Genomic DNA, 21,530 nt, shown 5'->3' on the forward strand with positions numbered 1-21,530 from the left:
GTAACCTCAATTTATTCGATAGTAATTAATCTACCTATTCAGGGTAAATAATGGGAAAATACCAGTATCTCATTTACGTATAACAGAACTAAGATGACTATGAGCCCAGAATTACAGAATTTAATTAGCCTAATTGAACTCGAAAAAATTGAAGAAGGTATTTTTCGAGGACAAAGTGAAGACCTTGGTTTACCTCAAGTTTTTGGTGGACAAGTTGTTGGACAAGCCATGTATGCAGCGAAGCAAACCATACCTGAAGAAAGAGCAATTAATTCTTTTCATAGTTATTTTTTACGCCCTGGCGATAGCTCACGCCCTATTATTTATGACGTCGAAATTTTACGCGATGGCGGAAGCTTTAGCGCACGCCGAGTAAGTGCCATTCAAAATGGCAAACCTATCTTCTTTATGACTGCATCATTTCAATCGCAAGAAGAAGGTTATAGCCATCAAAACTTAATGCCAGATGTACCACCACCTACAAAATTAATTTCTCAAGATGATATTGTTCAAAGTTTGGCTGATAAATTACCGGAAGCAGTTAAAAAATATGCTCTTCGGCCAACCCCTTTTGAATTTCGTCCCGTTGAATTTTACAGCCCATTCGATGCCGCACCTCAAGAACCATTTCGTTATATTTGGTTCAAAGCGAAAGGGCAACTGCCTGATATACCTTCACTACACCACTATTTATTAGGTTATGCCTCTGATTACAATTTCCTTCCTGCCGCATTACAGCCGCATGGTAGGGGATTTATGGAACGCGACTTACAGGTTGCAACTATTGACCATTCAATGTGGTTCCATCGCCCATTTAAAATTGATGATTGGTTACTGTACGCTGTAGAAAGCCCTTCAGCATCAGGAGGGAGGGGTTTCGTGAAAGGACAAATCTATAATTTACAAGGTGATCTTGTTGCAACTGCAGTTCAAGAAGGCGTAATTCGCCAACGACAATCCCGTAAATAACCGACATTTAAAGTAAGTGATTACTTACTTAGAGAAATAAATTAGTCAGTTTAAAAAGGTAATGGCAGCCAGCAATAAGCTGCCATTATCAATTTACATAAAACACAGTATTATCCTGTAATTATCTTTACATGAAGGTTAATTGTAGGCACTCTCACCATGAGAAGTGATATCTAAGCCTTCCCTTTCTTTTTCAACATTAATTCGTAAGCCTGATGTTTTCGCTGCGATTTTAAATGCGATATAAGCAACAATTGCAGTCCAAACAACACAAACTAGGATGCTAACGGCTTGAATTCCTACTTGTTTCATCATCGTAATACCTTCCACATAGCCACTTCCTCCTAATGCAGTTGAGGTAAATACCCCCGTGAGTAAACAACCTAAAATGCCACAGACTCCGTGAACGCCAAAAACATCGCAAACATCATCAACTTTTAACCGACGTTTTAAAATTACTACCCCCCATAAACCCGCCAACCCAGAAAGTAGCCCAATAATTAATGCCCCGCCAACACCCACAGTACCCGCTGCAGGTGTAACACCAACCAACCCAGCCAAACATCCAGAGCAAGCCCCTAATAATGAAGGTTTCTCCCTGAAAAGCCATTCCGCTAAAGTCCACGATAAGATAGCACCAGCTGCAGCTGCGATAGTGTTCACAAACGCCAGTGCAGCGATACTATTTGCACTTCCGGCCGAACCTGCATTGAAACCAAACCAGCCAATGAATAATATAGACGTTCCCATAAATACCATAGGTAGGTTATGAGGTTTAATGGCTTCTTTCCCTAAGCCGGTACGATGCCCAAGTAAGTAAGCACCAACTAAGCCTGCAACAGCCGCATTAATATGAACAACCGTACCTCCAGCAAAATCTAATGCGCCATCTTGCGATAAAATACCGCCTCCCCACACCATATGTGCCATTGGCAAATAAGCAAATGTAGTCCAAATAAGGGTAAAAATTAAAATTGCAGAAAATTTAATTCGCTCCCCTAATGCACCAATCACTAATGCAACCGTTAAGCATGCAAATGCACCTTGAAACACGACGTGAATAAATTGAGGGATCGGCCCAGATAAGCTTTCCACAGTAATATCTTTCAACATAATCTGGCTAAAACCACCGATAAAATCATTTCCCTCACTAAAAGCTAAACTGTATCCATAAACAATCCAAATAACAGACACCAAAGCAAAAATAACGGCAGTTTGAGCCATCAAAGAAAGAACATTTTTACTTCTTAGTAACCCGCCATAAAATAATGCGATACCTGGTAGTATCATAAAAATAACTAAAGCAGTCGCTATCATCATGAATGCGTTATCCGCTTTATCCAGAGTTTCCTCTGCAGCAAACACGGTTATTGGAAAACCACCCATTAATAACAATAAGAATAAGTATTGGAACCCTTTGCGCATAGTTGCTCTCCTACAGTGCTTCGTCTTGTTTTTCACCTGTACGAATACGTACTGCTTGCTCTAATGACAAAATAAATATTTTTCCATCCCCAACTTGGCCCGTATAAGCTTTTTTTTCAATTGTTTCAATTACCTGCTCCACCAACTCATCAGAAACGGCTATTTCCATACGTACTTTAGGTAAAAAATCAACAGTATATTCAGCACCTCTGTACAATTCGGCATGTCCTTTTTGCCTCCCAAAGCCTCGAACTTCAGTAATGGTAAGCCCTTGAACTCCAATATCTGATAACGCTTCTCGAACTTCATCTAATTTAAATGGCTTAATGATCGCGATGATATATTTCATGTTCACTCCTATAAGTCAGGTGAATAAACTGCTCAATACTTTGAACAGCACTGACGTTATAGCAAACCGTGTGCCAAAATATATTTACTCATATAATTCAATAAGAAAGGACAAAATAAAAAACCACTCGGATGAGTGGCTTTAGAGGATGCATTATAAGAGTGCAGAATAATTAACTAGGTATAGCCTCAACTTCAGCATCACTATGGGCATTCAGTGATTCCCCAACTTGTTGCAACTGGTACATTTGATAATAACGTCCTTTTTGTTGCAAAAGCTGTGAATGTTTGCCTTGCTCAACAATTGCACCACGATGTAACACAACGACCTGATCAGCATCGACGATCGTCGATAAACGGTGAGCTATCACCACTAACGTAGTATGTTGGCGGATCACACGTAATGCTTTTTGTATCGCTTGCTCTGTTCCTGAGTCAATATTCGCGGTTGCTTCATCCAAAATTAAAATTTTAGGTGTCACCACAAGTACTCGGGCCATCGCTAGTAATTGCCTTTGCCCAACAGATAACGTATTTCCTTGTTCACCGAGCACGGTATCTAACCCATCAGGTAACCCACGAACCAATTCCGCAAGCTGAACAGTTTCAAGAACTTCCCAGACTTTATCTTGGCTAATTTCACGTCCTAATGCGACGTTATCAAAAAAAGAAGCGGCGAGAACAACAGGGTCTTGTTGCACCATTGCAATACCATTACGTAATACTTGATGAGATAGTGAACTTAAATGACGTCCATCAAGTAAAATATCCCCTTCTTGCCATGGGTAATATCCCATAATTAAATTTGCAATGGTACTTTTACCACTTCCTGTATGGCCGACCAATGCAATAAAATTATTATCAGGCACTTGTAAATTAATATCTTTAAGCACAATGTTGTTATCACGATAGGCAAAGGATAAATGGTTAATTGAGATTGAACCACCTTGTAACGGCTCCATACTTTCGCCATAGCCTTGTTGCGGGCTATCCATTAATTCAAAAACACGCTCACCAGAAACAACGGCTTGCTGCAACATTGACTGCTGAGAAGTTAATTCAATGAGCGGTTCATTCAAGCGGCCTAAATAATTAATAAAAGCATATAAAACACCAACACCAATAGTGGTCGTTCCTTCGAATCCAAATAGCAATAGTAAGCCACATAATACTGAAGCAGAAAGTAAGCTCAGCAATGGCCTTAACAATAAGCCATCAAGTTTTAATGCTTTCATTCTTGCAAAATAATGGTCTTGGCTAATACTTTGCATTTTTTCGCCAAACCTAGCTTGCTGGATAAATTGCTGAATAACCGTCATGCCATTAATAACTTCATTAAAACCGTTATTAATATCAGCAAGATAAGATCTTACACGACGTACAATCGGTGTGCTTAAGCGCTGATAAACAAGCATTACCACAAATACGGCAGGAAAAATCATCACTGCAATTGATGCCATACGCCATTCCAATGAAAACATGGCAACCAGCATGGCACAGATCAGCGCTAAGCTTCGAAAAACGGTTGGTACAACCATTACAAATAGATCTTTAATAACTTCAGTATCATTTGTAACTCGTGAAATTAACTGACCAACTGGCTGTTTATCAAATGCACTTAGAGGCTGCCTAAGAGCGGCATTCATCACATCTGTTCGCAATGTTTGCACTACCCCCACAGAAGCTTTATTAAATAAAATAATTTGATAGTAATGTAATAGTGCAGCAATAACTTGGAGCAATATAAAACCAACAGCCATATATAAAGCCAGTGGCATGATAATTTGTTTTTTCGCTATCATGTTATCAATAAAATAACTGATTAGCAGAGGCCCACTAACTTCTGCAATAGCAGCTAACCATAGCATTGCAATGGCAATACCCATGGTTCCTCGGTACGCTTTTCCGTAAGCAAGTAAACGCTTAAGTGCTGGCCATAGCGGTTTCTTTTGGCTCATAGATCACCATCCAAAGCTGCTTCAATCTGTTGATATTGATACATATCTTTATACCAACCCGATTGCTCAATAAGCGTGTCATGTCTACCTCGGCTAACAATAGTACCTTGAGATAGCACTAGAATATTGTCCGCTTCTACCAATGCAGATAGACGATGGGCGCTGATAATCATGGTTCTATCTTCTCGCCAATGACTTAAATTTTGTAAAATTGTAAACTCAGTCTGCCCATCAACGGCAGAAAGTGCGTCATCTAGCACTAAGATTTCCGCATTCTGCAAGATAGCCCTTGCAATAGAAATTCGTTGTTTCTGCCCGCCTGATAACATGACGCCACGCTCACCAACCTGAGTAGAATAGCCTTCAGGTAAACGTAAAATATCATCATGTACACAAGCGATAGACGCAGCCTGTTCAATTTCTTCTTGAGTGGCGTCAGGCCGCCCAAGCGCGATATTCCCTGCGACTGTATCTGAAAACAAAAATGGAGACTGATTTACGATAGATAACCGAGCACGCCATTCATCTAAACGAATTTCAGGTAGCGGCAAACCTTGATAGCAAATAACCCCTTCCGTAATATCAAACTGACGTTGTAATAACGTCAACAATGTTGATTTTCCAGATCCTGTTGGCCCACATATCCCTAAAAATTGCCCAGGTTTTAGGTCAAAATTAATATCATGCAATGCTGTTCTTGTGGTTTCTGGATAACAAAAGTTGATGATATTCACATTCAAATTTCCCTTTTCAGGCTGTAATGAATGCGAACCATCCTGAATAACTAACGGTTCATTGAGCAAACTTAGAATACGGCTATAAGCCGCACTACCTCGTTCAACGATATTAAACATCCATGCGAGAGCTAACATCGGCCAAATCATTAACCCTAGATACATTACAAAGCTCGTTAATTCGCCTAGCGTCAATGTGTCGTTTAATACCATCCAGCTTCCCCCTGCAATAGCGAGTAAGTTGGCCATACCAATCGCCATAAAAATAGTGGGGTCAAAACGCGCATCAACTTTAGCAACGTGCATATTGCGACGCCCTGCCTCAGTAGCTACCTGTTCAAATTGATTTGATTGATGATCTTCAAGGCCAAAAGCTTTAATCATACGGATACTTGTTAAACTTTCTTGTGCATGATTATTTAAAGACGAAAATGCCCCTTGGGCATGCTTGAAACGCTGATGAAGCTGATCCCCATAACGTTTAATGATTAATGCCATAATTGGCATTGGAATAAGTGCAAGTAAAGTAAGCTGCCAACTAATTTCAACGCTCATCATGATGAGCACCGCACACCCCATCACTAATGAGTCAACTAATGTTAAAACCCCTTCACCTGCAGCAAACACAACTCGGTCAACATCATTTGTTGTACGTGCAATTAAATCCCCTGTTCGATATCTAAGGTAAAATGCTTGGTTTTGCAGACTTAATTGCCGATAAAATTTTTGTCGTAGTTGTACGGCTAACTTATAAGAAGCACCAAATAGCCACAAACGCCAAACATAGCGCAAACCATACACAACTAATGCAATCAACAGCATGACTAAAACATAAGTGATCAATTGCTTTGTCGACATTGTTCCTTTACTTATTCCATCAACAACAACACCAACAATGCGTGGGGGAACTAATTGTAAGATTGCAATGATAATTAAAAAGCAAACAGCGCCGAGATAGCGCCGCCATTCACTCAAAAAATACCAACTTAGTTGTGAAAATAATCGCACGTAATACTGCCTTGAATATATTGATTTATTGGTGCCTAAGAATGAGAGCCCGTAATTATCTAAGTTATTACAGGGTTAATCAGGAATAGGCAATACTGTCGTATACTTGATTTTTTCCATTGCAAAGCTTGAAGTTACATCGATTAAACCATGAACACCATTAACTAACTTTTTATAAAATAAGTCATATGATTTCATATCATGTACTTCTACTTGCATAAGATAATCATACTCCCCAGCCATACGATAAAACATCAGAACTTCAGGAAGTTGACTAACAAAAGAAACAAATTGCTCATACCACTCACTATTATGATGCTGTGTTTTAATTGTCACAATCACCGTTAAACCTAAACCTAACTTCTCACCGTCGAGTAAAGTGACTCGCCCTCGAATATAACCTTCATCTTCAAGCCTTTTTAACCTTTTCCAGCACGGAGTAGATGTTAAATTAACAGCTTCAGCAAGGGTATTTAAGGATAGGCTGCTGTCATTTTGCAATAAACAAAGCAGTTTTTTGTCTATTTTATCTAACATGGTTGCTCTCTTGACTTGGGTGTAAGTGCTTTTATCATTATTTTATTAGCCGTATAACTATATTATGCAATAATTGAACAATTAAAAAACAATAAAAATGTCACCAAATGCCATGATTATAGAATATTTTTATACAAATGACCAAATCGACATATAAATAGTACTTCAATCAAACTAATTTGATAAAAATAGAACTATGAATTACATCCCAGTATCGCTAACATGCTTTACTCTCTTCCCATCACATTTTAACAATGATATATCACCAAGGAGTACCTATGAAACGCGCAGTTGTGGTTTTTAGCGGAGGCCAAGACTCAACAACCTGTCTTATTCAAGCTTTGCAAAACTATGATGAAGTTCATTGTGTTACTTTCGATTACGGCCAGCGCCACCGTTTTGAAATCGAAGTCGCACAGAAATTGAGCGTGTCTTTAGGTGCTACAGCACATAAAGTGTTAGATGTCACATTACTCAATGAATTAGCAATCAGCAGCTTAACTCGAGATAACATCCCAGTTCCTGATTTTGCAGAAAGCGAGTCCAGTACTTTACCCAGCACTTTTGTTCCTGGACGCAACATTTTATTCCTCACACTAGCCGCAATTTATGCCTACCAAGTACAGGCAGAAGCAGTAATAACCGGTGTTTGTGAAACTGATTTTTCAGGTTACCCAGATTGCCGAGATGAATTTGTCAAAGCCCTTAATCATGCTGTAGGCCTCGGTCTTGCCAAAAATATTCGCTTTGAAACCCCGTTAATGTGGTTGAATAAAGCCCAAACATGGGCTCTTGCCGACAGCTATGGCCACCTTGAAACCATCAGGCAACAAACACTGACTTGTTATAATGGTATTCAAGGTGATGGTTGCGGTGAATGTGCTGCCTGCCATTTAAGGAGCAAGGGCTTAAATGAATATTTAAATGATAAAGAAGCCATCATGCTCTCATTAAAACAAAAACCATAATGAATTAATCAAACACACAGCCTACCATTAGCTTATTCGTAATATTCAAGCTAAGTAGGCTAGTTTTGAATAAAATCTTCAGAGCTCACCTTGAATGACTCTAACTTCTCACGCAGCTGTTCATCGATGACAATCGCTTTATTTTCTATATTATCAATAAAAACAAATGTCACATATGCATCTGAAACAACCTCTTGGATTCCTGCTTTAGTGCGAATTATTTGTTGGTAACATACTGCGCTTTTACTGCCTATTTTGTCCATACGGGTCACCACAGTCAGCTCATCACCGAGTAAGACGCCTTGGATATAATTTACATTAATATTCACCGCAGCCATTGTTAAATTGTTTTTTATGGCCCAACTAATAAAATTGCGTTTGTTCATCCACTCCCAACGGTCTGCTTCATAGAATTCTAAGTAGCGTGCATTATTAACATGCTGAAAAACATCTATATGATAACCATGAACTTTAATGTGTGTTGTCATAACTACTCCGACCAGTTTATTCTTTAGTAACATAAAAATAACAAATGTACGGAAAATGTGCTGAATGATTATCAATAATAAGACTTAGCTCGCAAATTATTTACAAAAGGCTTAGTTTTCTGATTAATTATCAACCTTTCAATATATTCCCCCATACTCTGTATGGGGGGATTTAGTTACAAAGTTAACTTATTTTTATTCTTTTCTAAAAATGCAGGACCTATCCCCTGAACTTCTAAAATATTTTCAATGGAATTAAAAGCACCATACTTTTGCCTATACTCAACGATGGCTTTAGCTTTCTGCCGACCTATACCTGTAAGTTTTTCGGCAAGTTCCTCTTCACCCGCTAAGTTAATATTTACTTTGTCAGATTGCTCATGATTAGTTGATGGTGAGTTATTACTTACTTGTTTCTCTTGAATGGCAGCCGCAGTGGTTTTTTCTGGCTCAATTTTCTTAGCCAAAGAAAAAGAAGAAAATGAGCATAATAAAGAAAGGAGCAGAACAATACCTAATCTGCATTTATTGACTGAATTCCATAACATATTTGTTCTCCTGTGTATGTTGAGACATAACTATGCCATAGAAAAATATGGAACTCTTTTCAATAAAATTAAAAATACGAAAGGCCACCCAAAGGTGGCCTTCTGTTCATAACGTTGCAATTTTACTTGCGAAGCTGCTCGCAATTATTCAATATTCAGCACTTCAATTTTTGCATTTTCACGCAAGTTAAGCATCAAAGCTTCGTTAACCGCAGAACTCATAGCACCTTGGTATTCACGAGTTAGTTGTTTTAACTCGTCATCTGTTGGTTGGCCTAATGTGACTTTATCTAGCTGAATAACCACATAGTTATCAGACTCGTCACGCGCAAGTGCGTAGCTTGGTTTACCATCAACAGGTTGTGGCATTTCCATTGTCGCATTGATAACCGCTGTTTGTGGCATTAAACGAGAAACGGTTTGAGCATCAGAGAATTTAACCCCCGTAGCACTTAGAGCTTCAGCCCCTTTACCCACTTTTAACTCAGTAAGTAATTTATCGCCCGTAGCTTTCAACTCTGCTTCGGCTTTTTGGCGTTTAACCAGTGTTTCAATTTCTGACTTAACCTGTTCAAAAGGTTCAACACTTTCAGGTTTGTACTCTGTAACACGCACAACAAATGCACGGTCACCTTCCACGTTAATAACGTCTGAGTTGATTCCTTTAGAACCATTTTTATCCACTAAACGGTCGCTAAATACTTCACTGACCACTTTAGGGAAATTAAGTGCAGCAGGTGGGTTTGTTCTATCAAACCAATCCGTTGTCACAGCTTTCAAACCAGATACAGATTCAACTGAGACTAATGATTCCATATCACTAGTAGCCGCTTCACTGACTTTTTGCTGTAAATCATAGAATTGCTTAATGTTTTTATCTTGAAGTAAGCTAGTTTTAATACTTTCTTCAACTTGCTCAAATGGTTTAATCGATTCTGGTTTAATATCATCTAAACGAAAAATAACATAGCTATTTTGTGATTTAACAGGTGCCGAAAGTTGCCCTTTTTCTGTTAATTTAGCATCCACAATCTCGCTTGGCGTTGATGCAGCTTCCATCCAGCCAATCAAGCCTTTTTGCCCTGCACTGAACTTATCCGTTGATTTTTCAGCGGCTAACGTTGCAAAATCTGCACCTTGTTTTAATTCACTCAGAATATCATTCGCTTCTTTTTCAGAAGCCACCTGAATCATACTGTACTGCTTTTGCTCTGCTTGAGTATAATTTTTCAGGTTTTGCTCATAATAGGCTTTTACTTCTTCATCAGACACTGTTGCTGGTGCCATCGATGCTGCATCCATTTCAACATAGCTTACTTGCACCTTCTCAGGTGAGATAAAGCTATTTTGGTTAGCATCATAATAAGCTTTTAATTCTTCTTCAGAGGCTGTTTGTTTTGCTTGAACCTCTGTTAAATCTAAAGTTGCAGTGCGAATTTCACGCTCTTGCATAAATAATTCAGCATACGCTTTGACTTCAGATGGTAAAGCGAAATCGGTTCCAGTAAAGGTTTTGGCTAGCTGAGCACGTGTAAGATCTTGGCGAATTTGAGCCGCAAGGCTATCTGCATTAATGTTGTTACGACTTAAGATCTCACGATATTTTTCGCTATCAAACCGGCCATCTGTTTGAAAAACAGGCATTGAGAAAATATATTGCTCAATTTGCTGATCGCTTGCTGAGAGTTGTAGTTCATTAGCATACTGATTAATCAATTCATTGTTAATCAAGTTATCAAGAGCTTGGCGGCGCAGTAAATTCATGCTTTCTTCATTACTAGCGACTTCTGAAAATTTATCCCCCAGATACTCTTGTAATGATTGGCGCTCTTGTTGAAAAGCTTGCTGTAGCTGCTCTCGGCTTATTGACTGCCCGTTAACTTCAGCGGCATTATTTGCACTGTTACCACCAAGGCCACCCATCATAACGCCACCCAACACGAATGAAAGGATAATCAGCGCCAGTATTATTTTGAGCAAAGGACTATTCGCCTTTGTGCGTAAATTTTCCATCATAAAAAGGCTTAACTCCGCTTTGTTGAATTCAATTTCCTGATAATACGCTAATCTTAACTCAGAAAGAAAAAAAAGCGCACCATTTCAATGGTGCGCTTATATATTAGCTGATTAAAGACATTCCGTCAGTTTGAGTTTTCGCAAAAATACGAGAAAGACAAACTTAAATACCTAATTAGCTATTTACAGCGTCTTTAAGACCCTTGCCTGGACGGAAAGCAGGAACTTTTGCCGCAGCTATTTTAATTTCTTTACCCGTTTGAGGGTTACGGCCTGTACGTGCTGCACGCTCACGAACAGAGAAAGTCCCAAAGCCAACTAGAGCAACATCGTCCCCTTTACTCAAAGAACCCGTTACAGTAGCAACGAACGCGTCAACAACACGACCTGCTGCAGCTTTAGAAATATTCGCATCAGAAGCGATTTGATCAATCAGTTGAGCTTTATTCACTCTTATCATCCCCATATTAGTTGGACTATAAATCTCTTAATTAACTATAGCAGTTATTAGTATAGTTAATTAATGATGCAGCCGTTATATCAATCCTGATTACCAATGGCAAGAGAACAGATTGCATACAAACAATTATCAGAATCATCGTTAAATTAGCGATGAAAAAAAAGGCTGACAAGCCCTAAATTAGCTGTCAGCCTTAATTTTATACAAACTTCTTGATTCAGCTCACTCTTTTAGCTTTCTTTTTAACTACTTCAGCGCCAAAAGGAGGATTAACTAAAGCCAAAGATAAGACTTCTTCAATCGTTTTCACAGGGTGAATTTCAAGATCTGCGATCACATTTTGAGGAATTTCTTCTAAATCACGTTCGTTTTCTTTAGGAATTAATACTGTTTTAATCCCTCCACGGTGTGCCGCCAATAATTTCTCTTTTAAGCCACCAATTGGGAAAACTAACCCTCTTAATGTAATTTCACCCGTCATAGCAACATCTGCTCTCACTGGATTACCCGTTAGGCAAGAAACTAATGCTGTAGACATCGCAATACCTGCACTTGGACCATCTTTTGGCGTTGCCCCTTCAGGTACGTGCACATGGATATCGCGTTTTTCATAAAAATCACCATTAATACCCAGTTTTTCCGCTCGAGCCCTAACAACCGTTAATGCAGTTTGAATAGACTCTTGCATCACTTCACCTAAAGAACCGGTATAAGTTAGTTTGCCTTTACCGGGCACACAAGCAGTTTCAATAGTGAGTAAGTCACCACCAACTTCAGTCCAAGCAAGGCCTGTAACTTGCCCAACACGGTTTTCTGTGTCTGCTTGGCCGTAATCAAAACGACGAACGCCCAGATAATCTTTCAGGTTGTCAGCATTGATTTCAATGTGCTTGAGCTTTTTGTCCATAAGTAGCGCTTTAACCGCTTTACGGCACAATTTAGAGATTTCACGCTCTAAACCACGAACTCCAGCTTCACGAGTGTAATAACGAATGATGCTCATTAAAGCACTATCATCGATAGTTAACTCATTCTTTTTCAACGCATTACGTTCAATCTGCTTAGACAGCAAATGTTTTTTCGCAATATTCAGTTTTTCATCTTCTGTATAACCAGAAAGACGAATCACTTCCATACGATCTAACAATGGCGCAGGGATGTTCATTGAGTTCGATGTTGCAACGAACATCACATCAGACAAATCGTAATCCACTTCTAAGTAGTGGTCGTTAAAGGCAATATTTTGCTCTGGATCAAGCACCTCTAGCAACGCAGAAGCTGGGTCGCCACGCATATCAGATGACATTTTGTCAATTTCATCCAGTAAAAATAGTGGGTTTTTGACCCCTACTTTTGCCATCTTTTGGATCAGCTTACCTGGCATTGAACCAATATAAGTACGACGGTGGCCACGGATTTCAGCTTCATCGCGCACCCCACCTAATGCCATACGTGTATATTGGCGCCCCGTAGCCTTAGCAATAGATTGCCCCAAAGAGGTTTTACCTACACCCGGAGGCCCAACCAAACAAAGGATTGGCCCTTTAATTTTACTGACGCGGCTTTGCACTGCCAGATACTCTAAAATACGGTCTTTCACACGCTCTAAACCGTAGTGATCGGTATCTAACACTTCTTGTGCTTTAACTAAGTCTTTTTTGACTTTGCTACGTTTATGCCATGGAACCTGTACCATCCAATCAATATAGCTACGGACAACAGTAGCTTCTGCTGACATCGGAGACATCATTTTCAGCTTCTGCAATTCTGCTTCGGCTTTTTCTTGTGCCTCTTTTGGCATTTTCGCTTCTTCGATTTTACGTTTTAGCGATTCATATTCGTCTGGCGCATCGTCCATTTCACCCAGCTCTTTCTGAATAGCTTTCATTTGCTCATTCAGATAATACTCGCGCTGGCTTTTTTCCATCTGTTTTTTAACGCGGTTGCGGATGCGTTTTTCCACTTGCAGCAACTCAGTTTCTGACTCCATCATGGCCATCAAAAACTCTACGCGTTCAGCAATATTTGCCATTTCTAAAACGCGTTGTTTATCTGCTAATTTTAATGGCATATGTGAGGCAATGGTATCTGCTAGTTTATCTAGCTGATCTTGCTCAATTGCATGTAACGCGGTTAATACTTCAGGTGGAATTTTTTTATTCAGTTTTATATAGCTTTCAAACTGACTAACGATAGTGCGATACAACACTTCGTTTTCTTTTTCATCGAGTGTATCTGATGATTGAGAACCCGCTGCTGTTTCATCATACGCTGCGTGTTCAGATTCATTATTTTGTTCTGTTGCCAAATACTCTGCTTGCGCTAAGAAATATTCGCCATTATCTGTCAAACTGGTAATACGTGCGCGTCGTAGGCCTTCAACAAGGACTTTAACGGTACCATCAGGCAGTTTTAGCATCTGGATAACGGATGCAACTGTACCGACAGCAAATAAATCATTCACCCCTGGCTCATCAGTCGAGGCTTCTTTTTGCGCAACCAGCATTACCTGCTTGTCATGATCCATCGCTGCTTCCAGACTGTGAATGGATTTTTCACGTCCAACAAACAGTGGGATCACCATATGTGGGTATACCACTACATCACGCAGAGGCAATACTGGTATTTCAATGCGTTCGGAACGCTCAGGATTCATAAAGCTCTCTCTTCGTTTAGCTCACGCTAGTTTAAGGGTTTCTGTCTCTTGCTTTAAAATTGCTTTCTAAAACAAGGAAACCACACCTCAGAATATAAACTATATGGGGACAAGATTTTAGCATTCAATGGCTAGTTGAACATAAAAAACAAAATGAGGGAAACCCCTCATTTCGTTTGATTAACTATTGAACGTTTTATATGGGATTAGTTATCGCCGGAAGCTTGAGCATCAGGTTTGCTATATATCAATAGCGGCTCTGATTGCTCATTAATGACGTTTTCATCAACGACAACTTTTTCAACATTACTCATTGAAGGAAGGTCATACATCGTATTTAACAATGCGGCTTCAACAATAGAACGTAAACCACGAGCTCCGGTTTTACGTGCCATGGCTTTCTTAGCGATGGCTTTTAATGCTTCCTCACGGAACTCAAGTTCTGTATTTTCAAGACTAAATAAAGCTTGGTATTGCTTAGTTAATGCATTTTTAGGCTCTTTCAGAATCTGAATTAATGCTTCTTCACTTAATTCAGTTAATGTTGCAACAACAGGCAAACGGCCAATAAACTCAGGGATTAAACCAAATTTAATTAAATCTTCTGGTTCTGCCTGCGTTAATAGTTCGCCTTCCGTTGCTTTATCTGATTCACCTTTCACTTCTGCAGCAAAACCGATACCTGAACGGGTATTTAAACGCTGACCGATCACTTTATCGAGTCCTGCAAATGCCCCGCCACAAATGAAGAGGATCTTTGAGGTATCAACCTGCAAAAATTCTTGCTGAGGGTGTTTACGTCCCCCTTGTGGTGGTACTGCCGCAACAGTTCCTTCAATTAGTTTTAGAAGCGCTTGTTGCACACCCTCACCGGAAACGTCACGGGTAATTGATGGGTTATCTGATTTACGTGAAATTTTATCAATTTCATCAATGTATACGATACCACGTTGCGCTTTTTCAACATCGTAATCGCATTTTTGCAATAATTTTTGAATAATATTTTCAACGTCTTCACCAACATAACCAGCTTCAGTTAATGTCGTTGCATCAGCCATTGTAAATGGAACATCCAAATAACGTGCTAAAGTTTCAGCTAAAAGTGTTTTACCACTCCCTGTTGGACCAATTAGCAAAATATTACTTTTACCTAATTCAACACCATCACTGGTTTTATCACCATTACGTAAGCGCTTGTAATGGTTATATACCGCAACAGCTAAAACTTTTTTCGCTTTTTCTTGACCGATCACATAGTCGTCAAGATGCTGCCGAATTTCATGTGGTGTAGGCAGTTCACTACGCTCACGATGCGGCGTAAGTTCTTTGATTTCTTCACGGATGATATCGAGACATAAATCTACGCATTCATCACAAATATAGACTGACGGACCGGCAATCAGCTTACGTACTTCATGCTGACTTTTTCCGCAGAAAGAGCAGTAAAGCAGTTTTCCTGTCCCCTCTTTGCGTTTATCTGTCATCAGTTGACCTCACTTTTATCCATATTGTTTTGTTTTCGTTGATTAAAAAACAAAACAACGATTTTCTTTAAAATAGTTTATGGTATGAACTAATTATACCAAAAGTTAACCCATTAACGGCTACTATAAATTTGGTCGACTAAACCATACTCTTTTGCTTCATTTGCAGATAAGAAACGGTCACGCTCTGTGTCTCGAGTAATTTCTTCAATGGATTTTCCCGTATGCAGAGCCATTAACTCGTTCATTCGAGATTTCACTTTAAGAATCTCTTGGGCATGGATTTCGATATCTGACGCTTGGCCTTGATAACCCCCTAACGGTTGGTGGATCATCACGCGTGAATTTGGTAAGCAGAAACGTTTACCTTTGGTACCCGCCGTCAATAAAAAAGCCCCCATGGAACAAGCTTGCCCCATACAGATAGTGCTTACATCAGGCTTGATAAACTGCATCGTATCGTAAATTGACATTCCTGCGGTAATAACACCACCTGGTGAATTAATATACAAATGAATGTCTTTTTCAGGGTTTTCTGCTTCAAGAAATAACATCTGAGCGACGATTAAATTCGCCATATGGTCTTCCACTTGACCAGTCAGGAAGATAATACGTTCTTTTAATAGACGTGAGTAAATATCATACGAGCGCTCACCACGAGAAGTTTGCTCTATGACCATAGGCACAAGGGCCATTTGAGATGCTAATTGTTCCTGACTGCCAAAATGTGACATCGAAATCTCCTATTAAAAACGTTCTGGTGCTTGCGCCTAATTTGCTGTCTGCCTGCTATTTTGAGCAGAGATCATGCCACAAACAACGGTTTTAAAAAATTCCTGTGTCTGCAGGCTCTTTCAATTCTCTTATTTTTCTAGTTTAGCTAATATTTAACCAAATAACCGCAGAAATAAGAAGAAAATGCAGCTAAGTATGCTGCAGTAAATAAGACGCTCTTTAAAAGAGTTTAACACAAGTCTATTGGGTTACATGGAATTATACCATTAGAAAACCATACTTGATTTTCAAGGGAAACAAAATAACTCAGTTGGTTAATATCACCGTTTTCGACAATGTTAAGCTATTCAAAATAGTTTAAAGTGCAATTAAAGCCCCAGTTAGACTACTTGAAGTATAGATAATATAATTAGGGTTTAAATGTGTTTTTCAAGGGTATCCTAATTAAATTCGCTAAAGTGATAATTTAAAGGCTTTAATTGACAAAAAACCCGTAGCAGTACACCACGGGTTTCATTATTTTATACAGCAAGAAAAAATTAACCTGCTTGAACTTGGTTCATCAGTTCAGTGAAGTTAGTTTCTTTTTCTGTCACTTTAGCAACTGCCAATACAGTTTCAACAGCTTGTTCTTCTAAAGCTAAATTACGAACGCTGTTCATCAGCTCTTCGTTTTTGCTGTAGTATTCGATAACTTCAGCTGGATCTTCATACGCAGAAGCCATTTCTTCGATCAGCGCTTTAACACGATCTTCGTCAGCTTTCAGTTCGTTTTTGTTGATCACTTCGCCTAACAGCAGACCAATCACTACGCGACGTTTTGCTTGTTCTTCAAACAGTTCACGAGGTAATTCCATCGCTTGTTTTTCGTCGCCACCAAAGCGTTGTGCCGCTTGACGACGCAGAACATCAATTTCACCATCAACAACTGCAGCTGGAACTTCGATGTCATTCGCTTTGATTAAGCCATCAAGAACTTGTGCTTTAACACGGTTACGCACGGCATTTTTCAGCTCACGTTCCATGTTTTTACGTACTTCTGCACGCAGGCCATCTAAAGAACCATCAGCGATACCAAAACGCTTGATGAATTCTTCAGTGAATTCAGGCAGTTCACGTTGTTCTACTTTCTTCAGAACGATAGCAAATTTCGCAGCTTTACCTTTCAGGTTTTCAGCATGGTAGTCTTCTGGGAAGTTAACTTCGATATCGAATTCTTCGCCCGCTTTATGACCAACAACACCTTCTTCGAAACCTGGGATCATACGACCTTCGCCCATAACCAGAGCGAAATCTTCTGCTTTGCCGCCTTCGAATTCTTCACCATCGATAGAACCGGTAAAGTTGATAGTGATGCGAGAGTCAGCTTCTGCTGCCGCTTCAACTTCTTTCCACTGCGCTTGTTGCTTACGCAGAGTTTCTAACATGTTTTCCAGATCTTCGTCTTTTACAGAAACGGCTGGTTTTTCAACTTCAATAGTTTCTAAACCTGCTAATTCGATTTCTGGGTAAACTTCGAATTCAACTGAATAAACAAAATCTTTACCATCTTCGAGTTGCTCAGGCTTGTAGCTAGGCGCACCCGCTGGATTGATTTTTTGTTCAATAATTGCATTGATGAAGTTACGTTGCATTACATCGCCCAGAACGTCTTGCATAACAGACGCGCCATAACGCTGTTTAACGATGTTCATTGGTACTTTTCCTTTACGGAAACCATCAACACGTACTTTTTTAGCAACACTAACTAATTCGCTATTAACTGCTTTTTCAATATCAGTGGCAGGAACGGTGATTGTTACACGACGCCCAAGGCCTTGAGTCGTTTCAACAGAAACTTGCATCTTCTTACCTCAAAATAAATCTTAGTGATCGGTCTACTCCAGAGTTATGCCATTAAATCATAATGGCTGTCTCCCTTCCAGAACCGGGGGCGTTACTTTCGTAACGGTCAATCCCTGATATCAGAAGCGTCCCGAAACCTTACTGAAAATTAGACGCAGCATTATACCGATGCATGCGCCCTGAGTCGAGAAAAGCTGAGAAAAGAAGCGTTTTTTCCTCATTATTTGTGACTTTTCTGACTAAATTTTTTGTTTTTTCACCCAAAATGAAGAAAAAACATTCGCCAAGCTCATCATCGAGCATGGCTGATTATGTAAAGCATAGTCTCAGTGTATTAACTGAAACGAAAAATTACCGATTAACACCGCCAACACCACGACAAGCTGGTGATTTTAACGCGGTGTCAGCAAGCTCATTCCACTCTTGTTGTGTATATGTATGCAAAGCAAGGGCATGGATCCCTCCCGATAATTCGTCCGCTAAAATAGCATAAATTTCGCGGTGACGGGCAAGCATTCGTTTATTTTCAAATTTATCACTCACTAAAATAACTTTGAAATGGCTTTCAGACCCCGGTAACACGTTGTGTTGGTGGCTTTCATTAATGACCTCCAAATGTGTAGGTTCAAAAGCAGCGTGTAACTTTTGGTTCACGAGAGATTGCATACTTTGAGCTGCATTAGCGACCATAAAATGCTCCTTAATTAAAAATTATGCTCAGAGGCAATTATTTTTATTGTACGCATTGATTATTGCTATCTTCTTATTATAGAAATATCCGATAATAACTTACCAATGGTATGATAGCGGCACATTGATGCGAATTTTTTCAAAAATTGTTGTCTAATAGTTCAGGATAAATAAGCCGCTAAGCTTTATATTGTATGACGGCTACCCGCACCATAACGAAACATTGTCAATTAGGAAAGATGAACTGGAAAAAATTATGTTAAGAAAACTGTGTTTTCCACTTTTAGGGGTATTTCTTCTTGCGGGCTGTGCAACCAGCAGCAATACATTATCACTTGAGCCTAAGATAGCTTTACCTGCAAAAAACCCCACATTGAATGCAACTTCAATTAGTGTCAGCAGTGTCGATAACCGTACGAATAAATCCTTAGCAGAAGTGAATCGTAATGGTAGTTTAGTTGTACTGAACCCTTCACGCGATCCTCGTTATCTGATGCAAGAAGCCGTCGAAAAGCAAATGGCTGCACGTGGGTTTATGGTGACATCACCGGCCAATGTGAATTTAGTCGTTCAATTGAATAAACTCGATACCAAAGTAAGTGAAGGCAGCCTGCGCCATAATATTACCGTAAACTCCAGTGTCAGTATTATTGCAACGGCTCCAAATGGCTCGACAAAAACACGCTCATTTACCCGTAATTTTAATACACAAGAATTATTGGCTGCCAATAATGCCAAGATAGAAACGGCTATCAATAGCGCATTAACTGATTTAATTGCAGATATGGCAACAGACCAAGAAATCACCGATTTTATCAGACAAAATTCACGCTATTAATTGAGCAATCATTATCATTAAGTATTAAGCTACCTAAGCTCTCATTGATTGAGCTTGGGTAGCATAGCGCAGCCAATACCTCTGCAGCGCAATGTATTGCAGCAATATCACACTGGCTTAGAGGGAATAATGCCTCGTTTTACTCTACCGAATAACATCACTTTAATCCTTTTAGGCTTTGTTTCTGGTCTACCTTTAGCTTTAACTGCGGGTACATTACAAGCTTGGCTAACAGTTGAAAATGTCGATATTAAAACCATTGGTTTCTTTTCATTAGTCGGACAGGCTTATGTGTTGAAATTTCTTTGGTCTCCAATGATGGACCGCTATACCCCACCCTTTCTTGGTCGCCGAAGAGGATGGCTATTAACCACTCAAATTCTGTTGATTATCAGTATTGCCGCTATGGGCTTTATGAATCCGTCAGAACATTTGTGGTATCTTGCTGCGCTGGCGGTCACTGTTGCATTTTGTTCAGCCTCGCAAGACATTGTTTTTGATGCTTATAAAACCGACTTGCTGAGTGCAGAAGAACGTGGAATTGGTGCTGCAACCTCAGTTATGGGTTACCGGATCAGTATGTTAGTCTCCGGCGGGCTTGCACTTTGGTTAGCGGATAAGTTTTTAACGTGGAAACAACTTTATTTAGTCATGGCAGGGCTAATGATTATCGGTGTTATCGCTACATTACTTGCGAAAGAACCCGAAGAGAGTTGTGCCGCGCCAACGTCACTAAAAAAAGCGATTTACGAACCACTCGCTGAATTCTTTAGCCGGAACAATGCTTGGCTAATCTTACTATTGTTAGTTTTTTACAAACTTGGTGACGCCTTTGTTATGGCGCTCAACACCAATTTTCTATTAAATGCCCTTGGTTTTAGTTTAAGTGAAGTCGGTACTGTCAATAAAACTGTCGGTATGGCCGCAACCATTATTGGGGCGTTACTTGGTGGTTACTTAATGAAAAACATGAGCTTATTTAAAGCTCTGTTTATTTTTGGGATTCTACAAGGTGGCTCTAATATAGGCTATTGGTTCTTAGCGATAACACCACCTCATATCTTAACCATGGGGTCGATTATATTTCTAGAGAATATCTTCTCTGGTATGGGGACCGCTGCTTTTGTCGCCCTATTAATGACACTATGTAATAAATCGTTATCCGCAACGCAATTTGCACTTCTTTCCGCTCTTTCGGCTGTTGGCCGTGTTTACATTGGCCCAATTGCGAGTATTTTCGTCAGTAATTATGGCTGGCCACTATTCTACCTTATTTCAATCGCAGTTGCGGTTCCGGGTGTTTTGCTTTTATTAGCTTGCCGGACATCCCTAATATACACACAATCAACAGGGTTATTTCAACGGCGCCAGCTGTTTGCAAAAGGCTATCGCATTGCCGTATATGCACTTATTACTGCCGTTAGCTTCCTTGCTATTTGGTTACTTTCATTACTTGTATTTTCATTTAGTGGTATGAAAGTTTATCTATTTACGACACAAATTGAATTTTGGCTGAGCTTACCTCACTACCAAAATCTTATTTTTAATACTGGCATTAGTATTGGAGCTATCAGCCTAGTTATTGGTGGTAGTTTAGACTTCCTCGCCGTTCGCAAGACAGTACAACAATAACCCTTTCTATACTTTTCTCATTTATCCCACAATTACCTAAATAAAGTTTATTTATTTAGGTAATTTGATCTTTTTTATAAATTAGATCCAAATAACAAAACAAAGCGACAACATCTAAATATCGTGATTTCGATCACTTCATGCGTGTAAAATATTTCTTAATTACAACTTTTAAGTCTAATATATCACAA

The 21,530-nt window shown here is 39.5% G+C and carries 18 protein-coding genes; 4 read left to right on the plus strand and 14 right to left on the minus strand.

The window, feature by feature from the left end; all coding sequences use genetic code 11:
• The first annotated feature begins 99 nt into the window (after positions 1-99).
• Positions 100-969 carry an acyl-CoA thioesterase II gene (tesB, locus tag PSE60_RS12130; RefSeq protein WP_210836530.1) on the plus strand — a complete coding sequence of 290 codons (870 nt, stop codon included), beginning with the start codon at positions 100-102 and terminating at the stop codon, positions 967-969.
• A gap of 138 nt (positions 970-1,107) precedes the next feature.
• Here tesB and amtB read toward each other — a convergent pair whose 3' ends face one another.
• The 5 genes from amtB to PSE60_RS12155 form a co-directional block, all read right to left on the minus strand.
• Entirely contained in the window at positions 1,108-2,355 is a 1,248-nt protein-coding gene (gene amtB / locus PSE60_RS12135; RefSeq protein WP_272665595.1) for an ammonium transporter AmtB, read from the minus strand.
• 49 nt (positions 2,356-2,404) lie between these two features.
• Positions 2,405-2,743 carry a P-II family nitrogen regulator gene (gene glnK / locus PSE60_RS12140; protein ID WP_004905421.1) on the minus strand — a complete coding sequence of 113 codons (339 nt, stop codon included), beginning with the start codon at positions 2,741-2,743 and terminating at the stop codon, positions 2,405-2,407.
• A gap of 172 nt (positions 2,744-2,915) precedes the next feature.
• The gene (locus PSE60_RS12145; protein WP_272665566.1) at positions 2,916-4,700 is read right to left on the minus strand and encodes a SmdB family multidrug efflux ABC transporter permease/ATP-binding protein; all 1,785 of its coding nucleotides are present in this window, start codon (positions 4,698-4,700) and stop codon (positions 2,916-2,918) included.
• Entirely contained in the window at positions 4,697-6,442 is a 1,746-nt protein-coding gene (locus tag PSE60_RS12150) for a SmdA family multidrug ABC transporter permease/ATP-binding protein (RefSeq protein ID WP_272665567.1), read from the minus strand. Before PSE60_RS12150 ends, PSE60_RS12145 begins: the two co-directional genes overlap by 4 nt.
• Positions 6,443-6,517: 75 nt before the next feature.
• Entirely contained in the window at positions 6,518-6,979 is a 462-nt protein-coding gene (locus tag PSE60_RS12155; RefSeq protein ID WP_004905429.1) for an Lrp/AsnC family transcriptional regulator, read from the minus strand.
• A gap of 278 nt (positions 6,980-7,257) precedes the next feature.
• Here PSE60_RS12155 and queC point away from each other — a divergent pair, with 278 nt between their 5' ends.
• Complete coding sequence (gene queC, locus PSE60_RS12160) at positions 7,258-7,947, plus strand: 7-cyano-7-deazaguanine synthase QueC (RefSeq protein ID WP_272665568.1); 690 nt, start codon at positions 7,258-7,260, stop codon at positions 7,945-7,947.
• Between the two features lie 59 nt (positions 7,948-8,006).
• Here the strand turns inward: queC and PSE60_RS12165 are convergent, their stop codons facing one another.
• The 9 genes from PSE60_RS12165 to bolA form a co-directional block, all read right to left on the minus strand.
• Positions 8,007-8,435, minus strand: a complete 429-nt coding sequence (locus PSE60_RS12165) for an acyl-CoA thioesterase (RefSeq protein WP_210836523.1) — start codon at positions 8,433-8,435, stop codon at positions 8,007-8,009.
• A 176-nt stretch (positions 8,436-8,611) separates the two neighbouring features.
• Complete coding sequence (locus tag PSE60_RS12170) at positions 8,612-8,983, minus strand: ComEA family DNA-binding protein (protein ID WP_272665569.1); 372 nt, start codon at positions 8,981-8,983, stop codon at positions 8,612-8,614.
• A 144-nt stretch (positions 8,984-9,127) separates the two neighbouring features.
• Positions 9,128-10,999 carry a peptidylprolyl isomerase gene (ppiD, locus tag PSE60_RS12175; RefSeq protein WP_272665570.1) on the minus strand — a complete coding sequence of 624 codons (1,872 nt, stop codon included), beginning with the start codon at positions 10,997-10,999 and terminating at the stop codon, positions 9,128-9,130.
• Positions 11,000-11,174: 175 nt separating this feature from the next.
• Complete coding sequence (gene hupB, locus PSE60_RS12180; RefSeq protein ID WP_004914513.1) at positions 11,175-11,450, minus strand: nucleoid-associated protein HU-beta; 276 nt, start codon at positions 11,448-11,450, stop codon at positions 11,175-11,177.
• 226 nt (positions 11,451-11,676) lie between these two features.
• Positions 11,677-14,115, minus strand: a complete 2,439-nt coding sequence (gene lon, locus PSE60_RS12185; protein ID WP_272665571.1) for an endopeptidase La — start codon at positions 14,113-14,115, stop codon at positions 11,677-11,679.
• 206 nt (positions 14,116-14,321) lie between these two features.
• Positions 14,322-15,599 carry an ATP-dependent protease ATP-binding subunit ClpX gene (gene clpX, locus PSE60_RS12190; RefSeq protein WP_004914518.1) on the minus strand — a complete coding sequence of 426 codons (1,278 nt, stop codon included), beginning with the start codon at positions 15,597-15,599 and terminating at the stop codon, positions 14,322-14,324.
• 113 nt (positions 15,600-15,712) lie between these two features.
• On the minus strand, positions 15,713-16,333 hold the full coding sequence (gene clpP, locus PSE60_RS12195; RefSeq protein WP_004905443.1) for an ATP-dependent Clp endopeptidase proteolytic subunit ClpP: 621 nt from the start codon (positions 16,331-16,333) through the stop codon (positions 15,713-15,715).
• A gap of 540 nt (positions 16,334-16,873) precedes the next feature.
• Positions 16,874-18,178 carry a trigger factor gene (tig, locus tag PSE60_RS12200; protein ID WP_004914522.1) on the minus strand — a complete coding sequence of 435 codons (1,305 nt, stop codon included), beginning with the start codon at positions 18,176-18,178 and terminating at the stop codon, positions 16,874-16,876.
• 352 nt (positions 18,179-18,530) lie between these two features.
• Entirely contained in the window at positions 18,531-18,869 is a 339-nt protein-coding gene (gene bolA / locus PSE60_RS12205; protein WP_272665572.1) for a transcriptional regulator BolA, read from the minus strand.
• A gap of 256 nt (positions 18,870-19,125) precedes the next feature.
• Here bolA and PSE60_RS12210 point away from each other — a divergent pair, with 256 nt between their 5' ends.
• Entirely contained in the window at positions 19,126-19,707 is a 582-nt protein-coding gene (locus PSE60_RS12210) for a YajG family lipoprotein (RefSeq protein ID WP_272665573.1), read from the plus strand.
• A gap of 129 nt (positions 19,708-19,836) precedes the next feature.
• Positions 19,837-21,339 carry a muropeptide MFS transporter AmpG gene (gene ampG, locus PSE60_RS12215; protein WP_272665574.1) on the plus strand — a complete coding sequence of 501 codons (1,503 nt, stop codon included), beginning with the start codon at positions 19,837-19,839 and terminating at the stop codon, positions 21,337-21,339.
• The last annotated feature ends 191 nt before the right edge of the window (positions 21,340-21,530 follow it).

Origin of the sequence: Providencia sp. PROV174 (assembly GCF_028480685.1) — a bacterium.
In the GTDB taxonomy this organism is placed as follows: domain Bacteria; phylum Pseudomonadota; class Gammaproteobacteria; order Enterobacterales; family Enterobacteriaceae; genus Providencia; species Providencia rettgeri.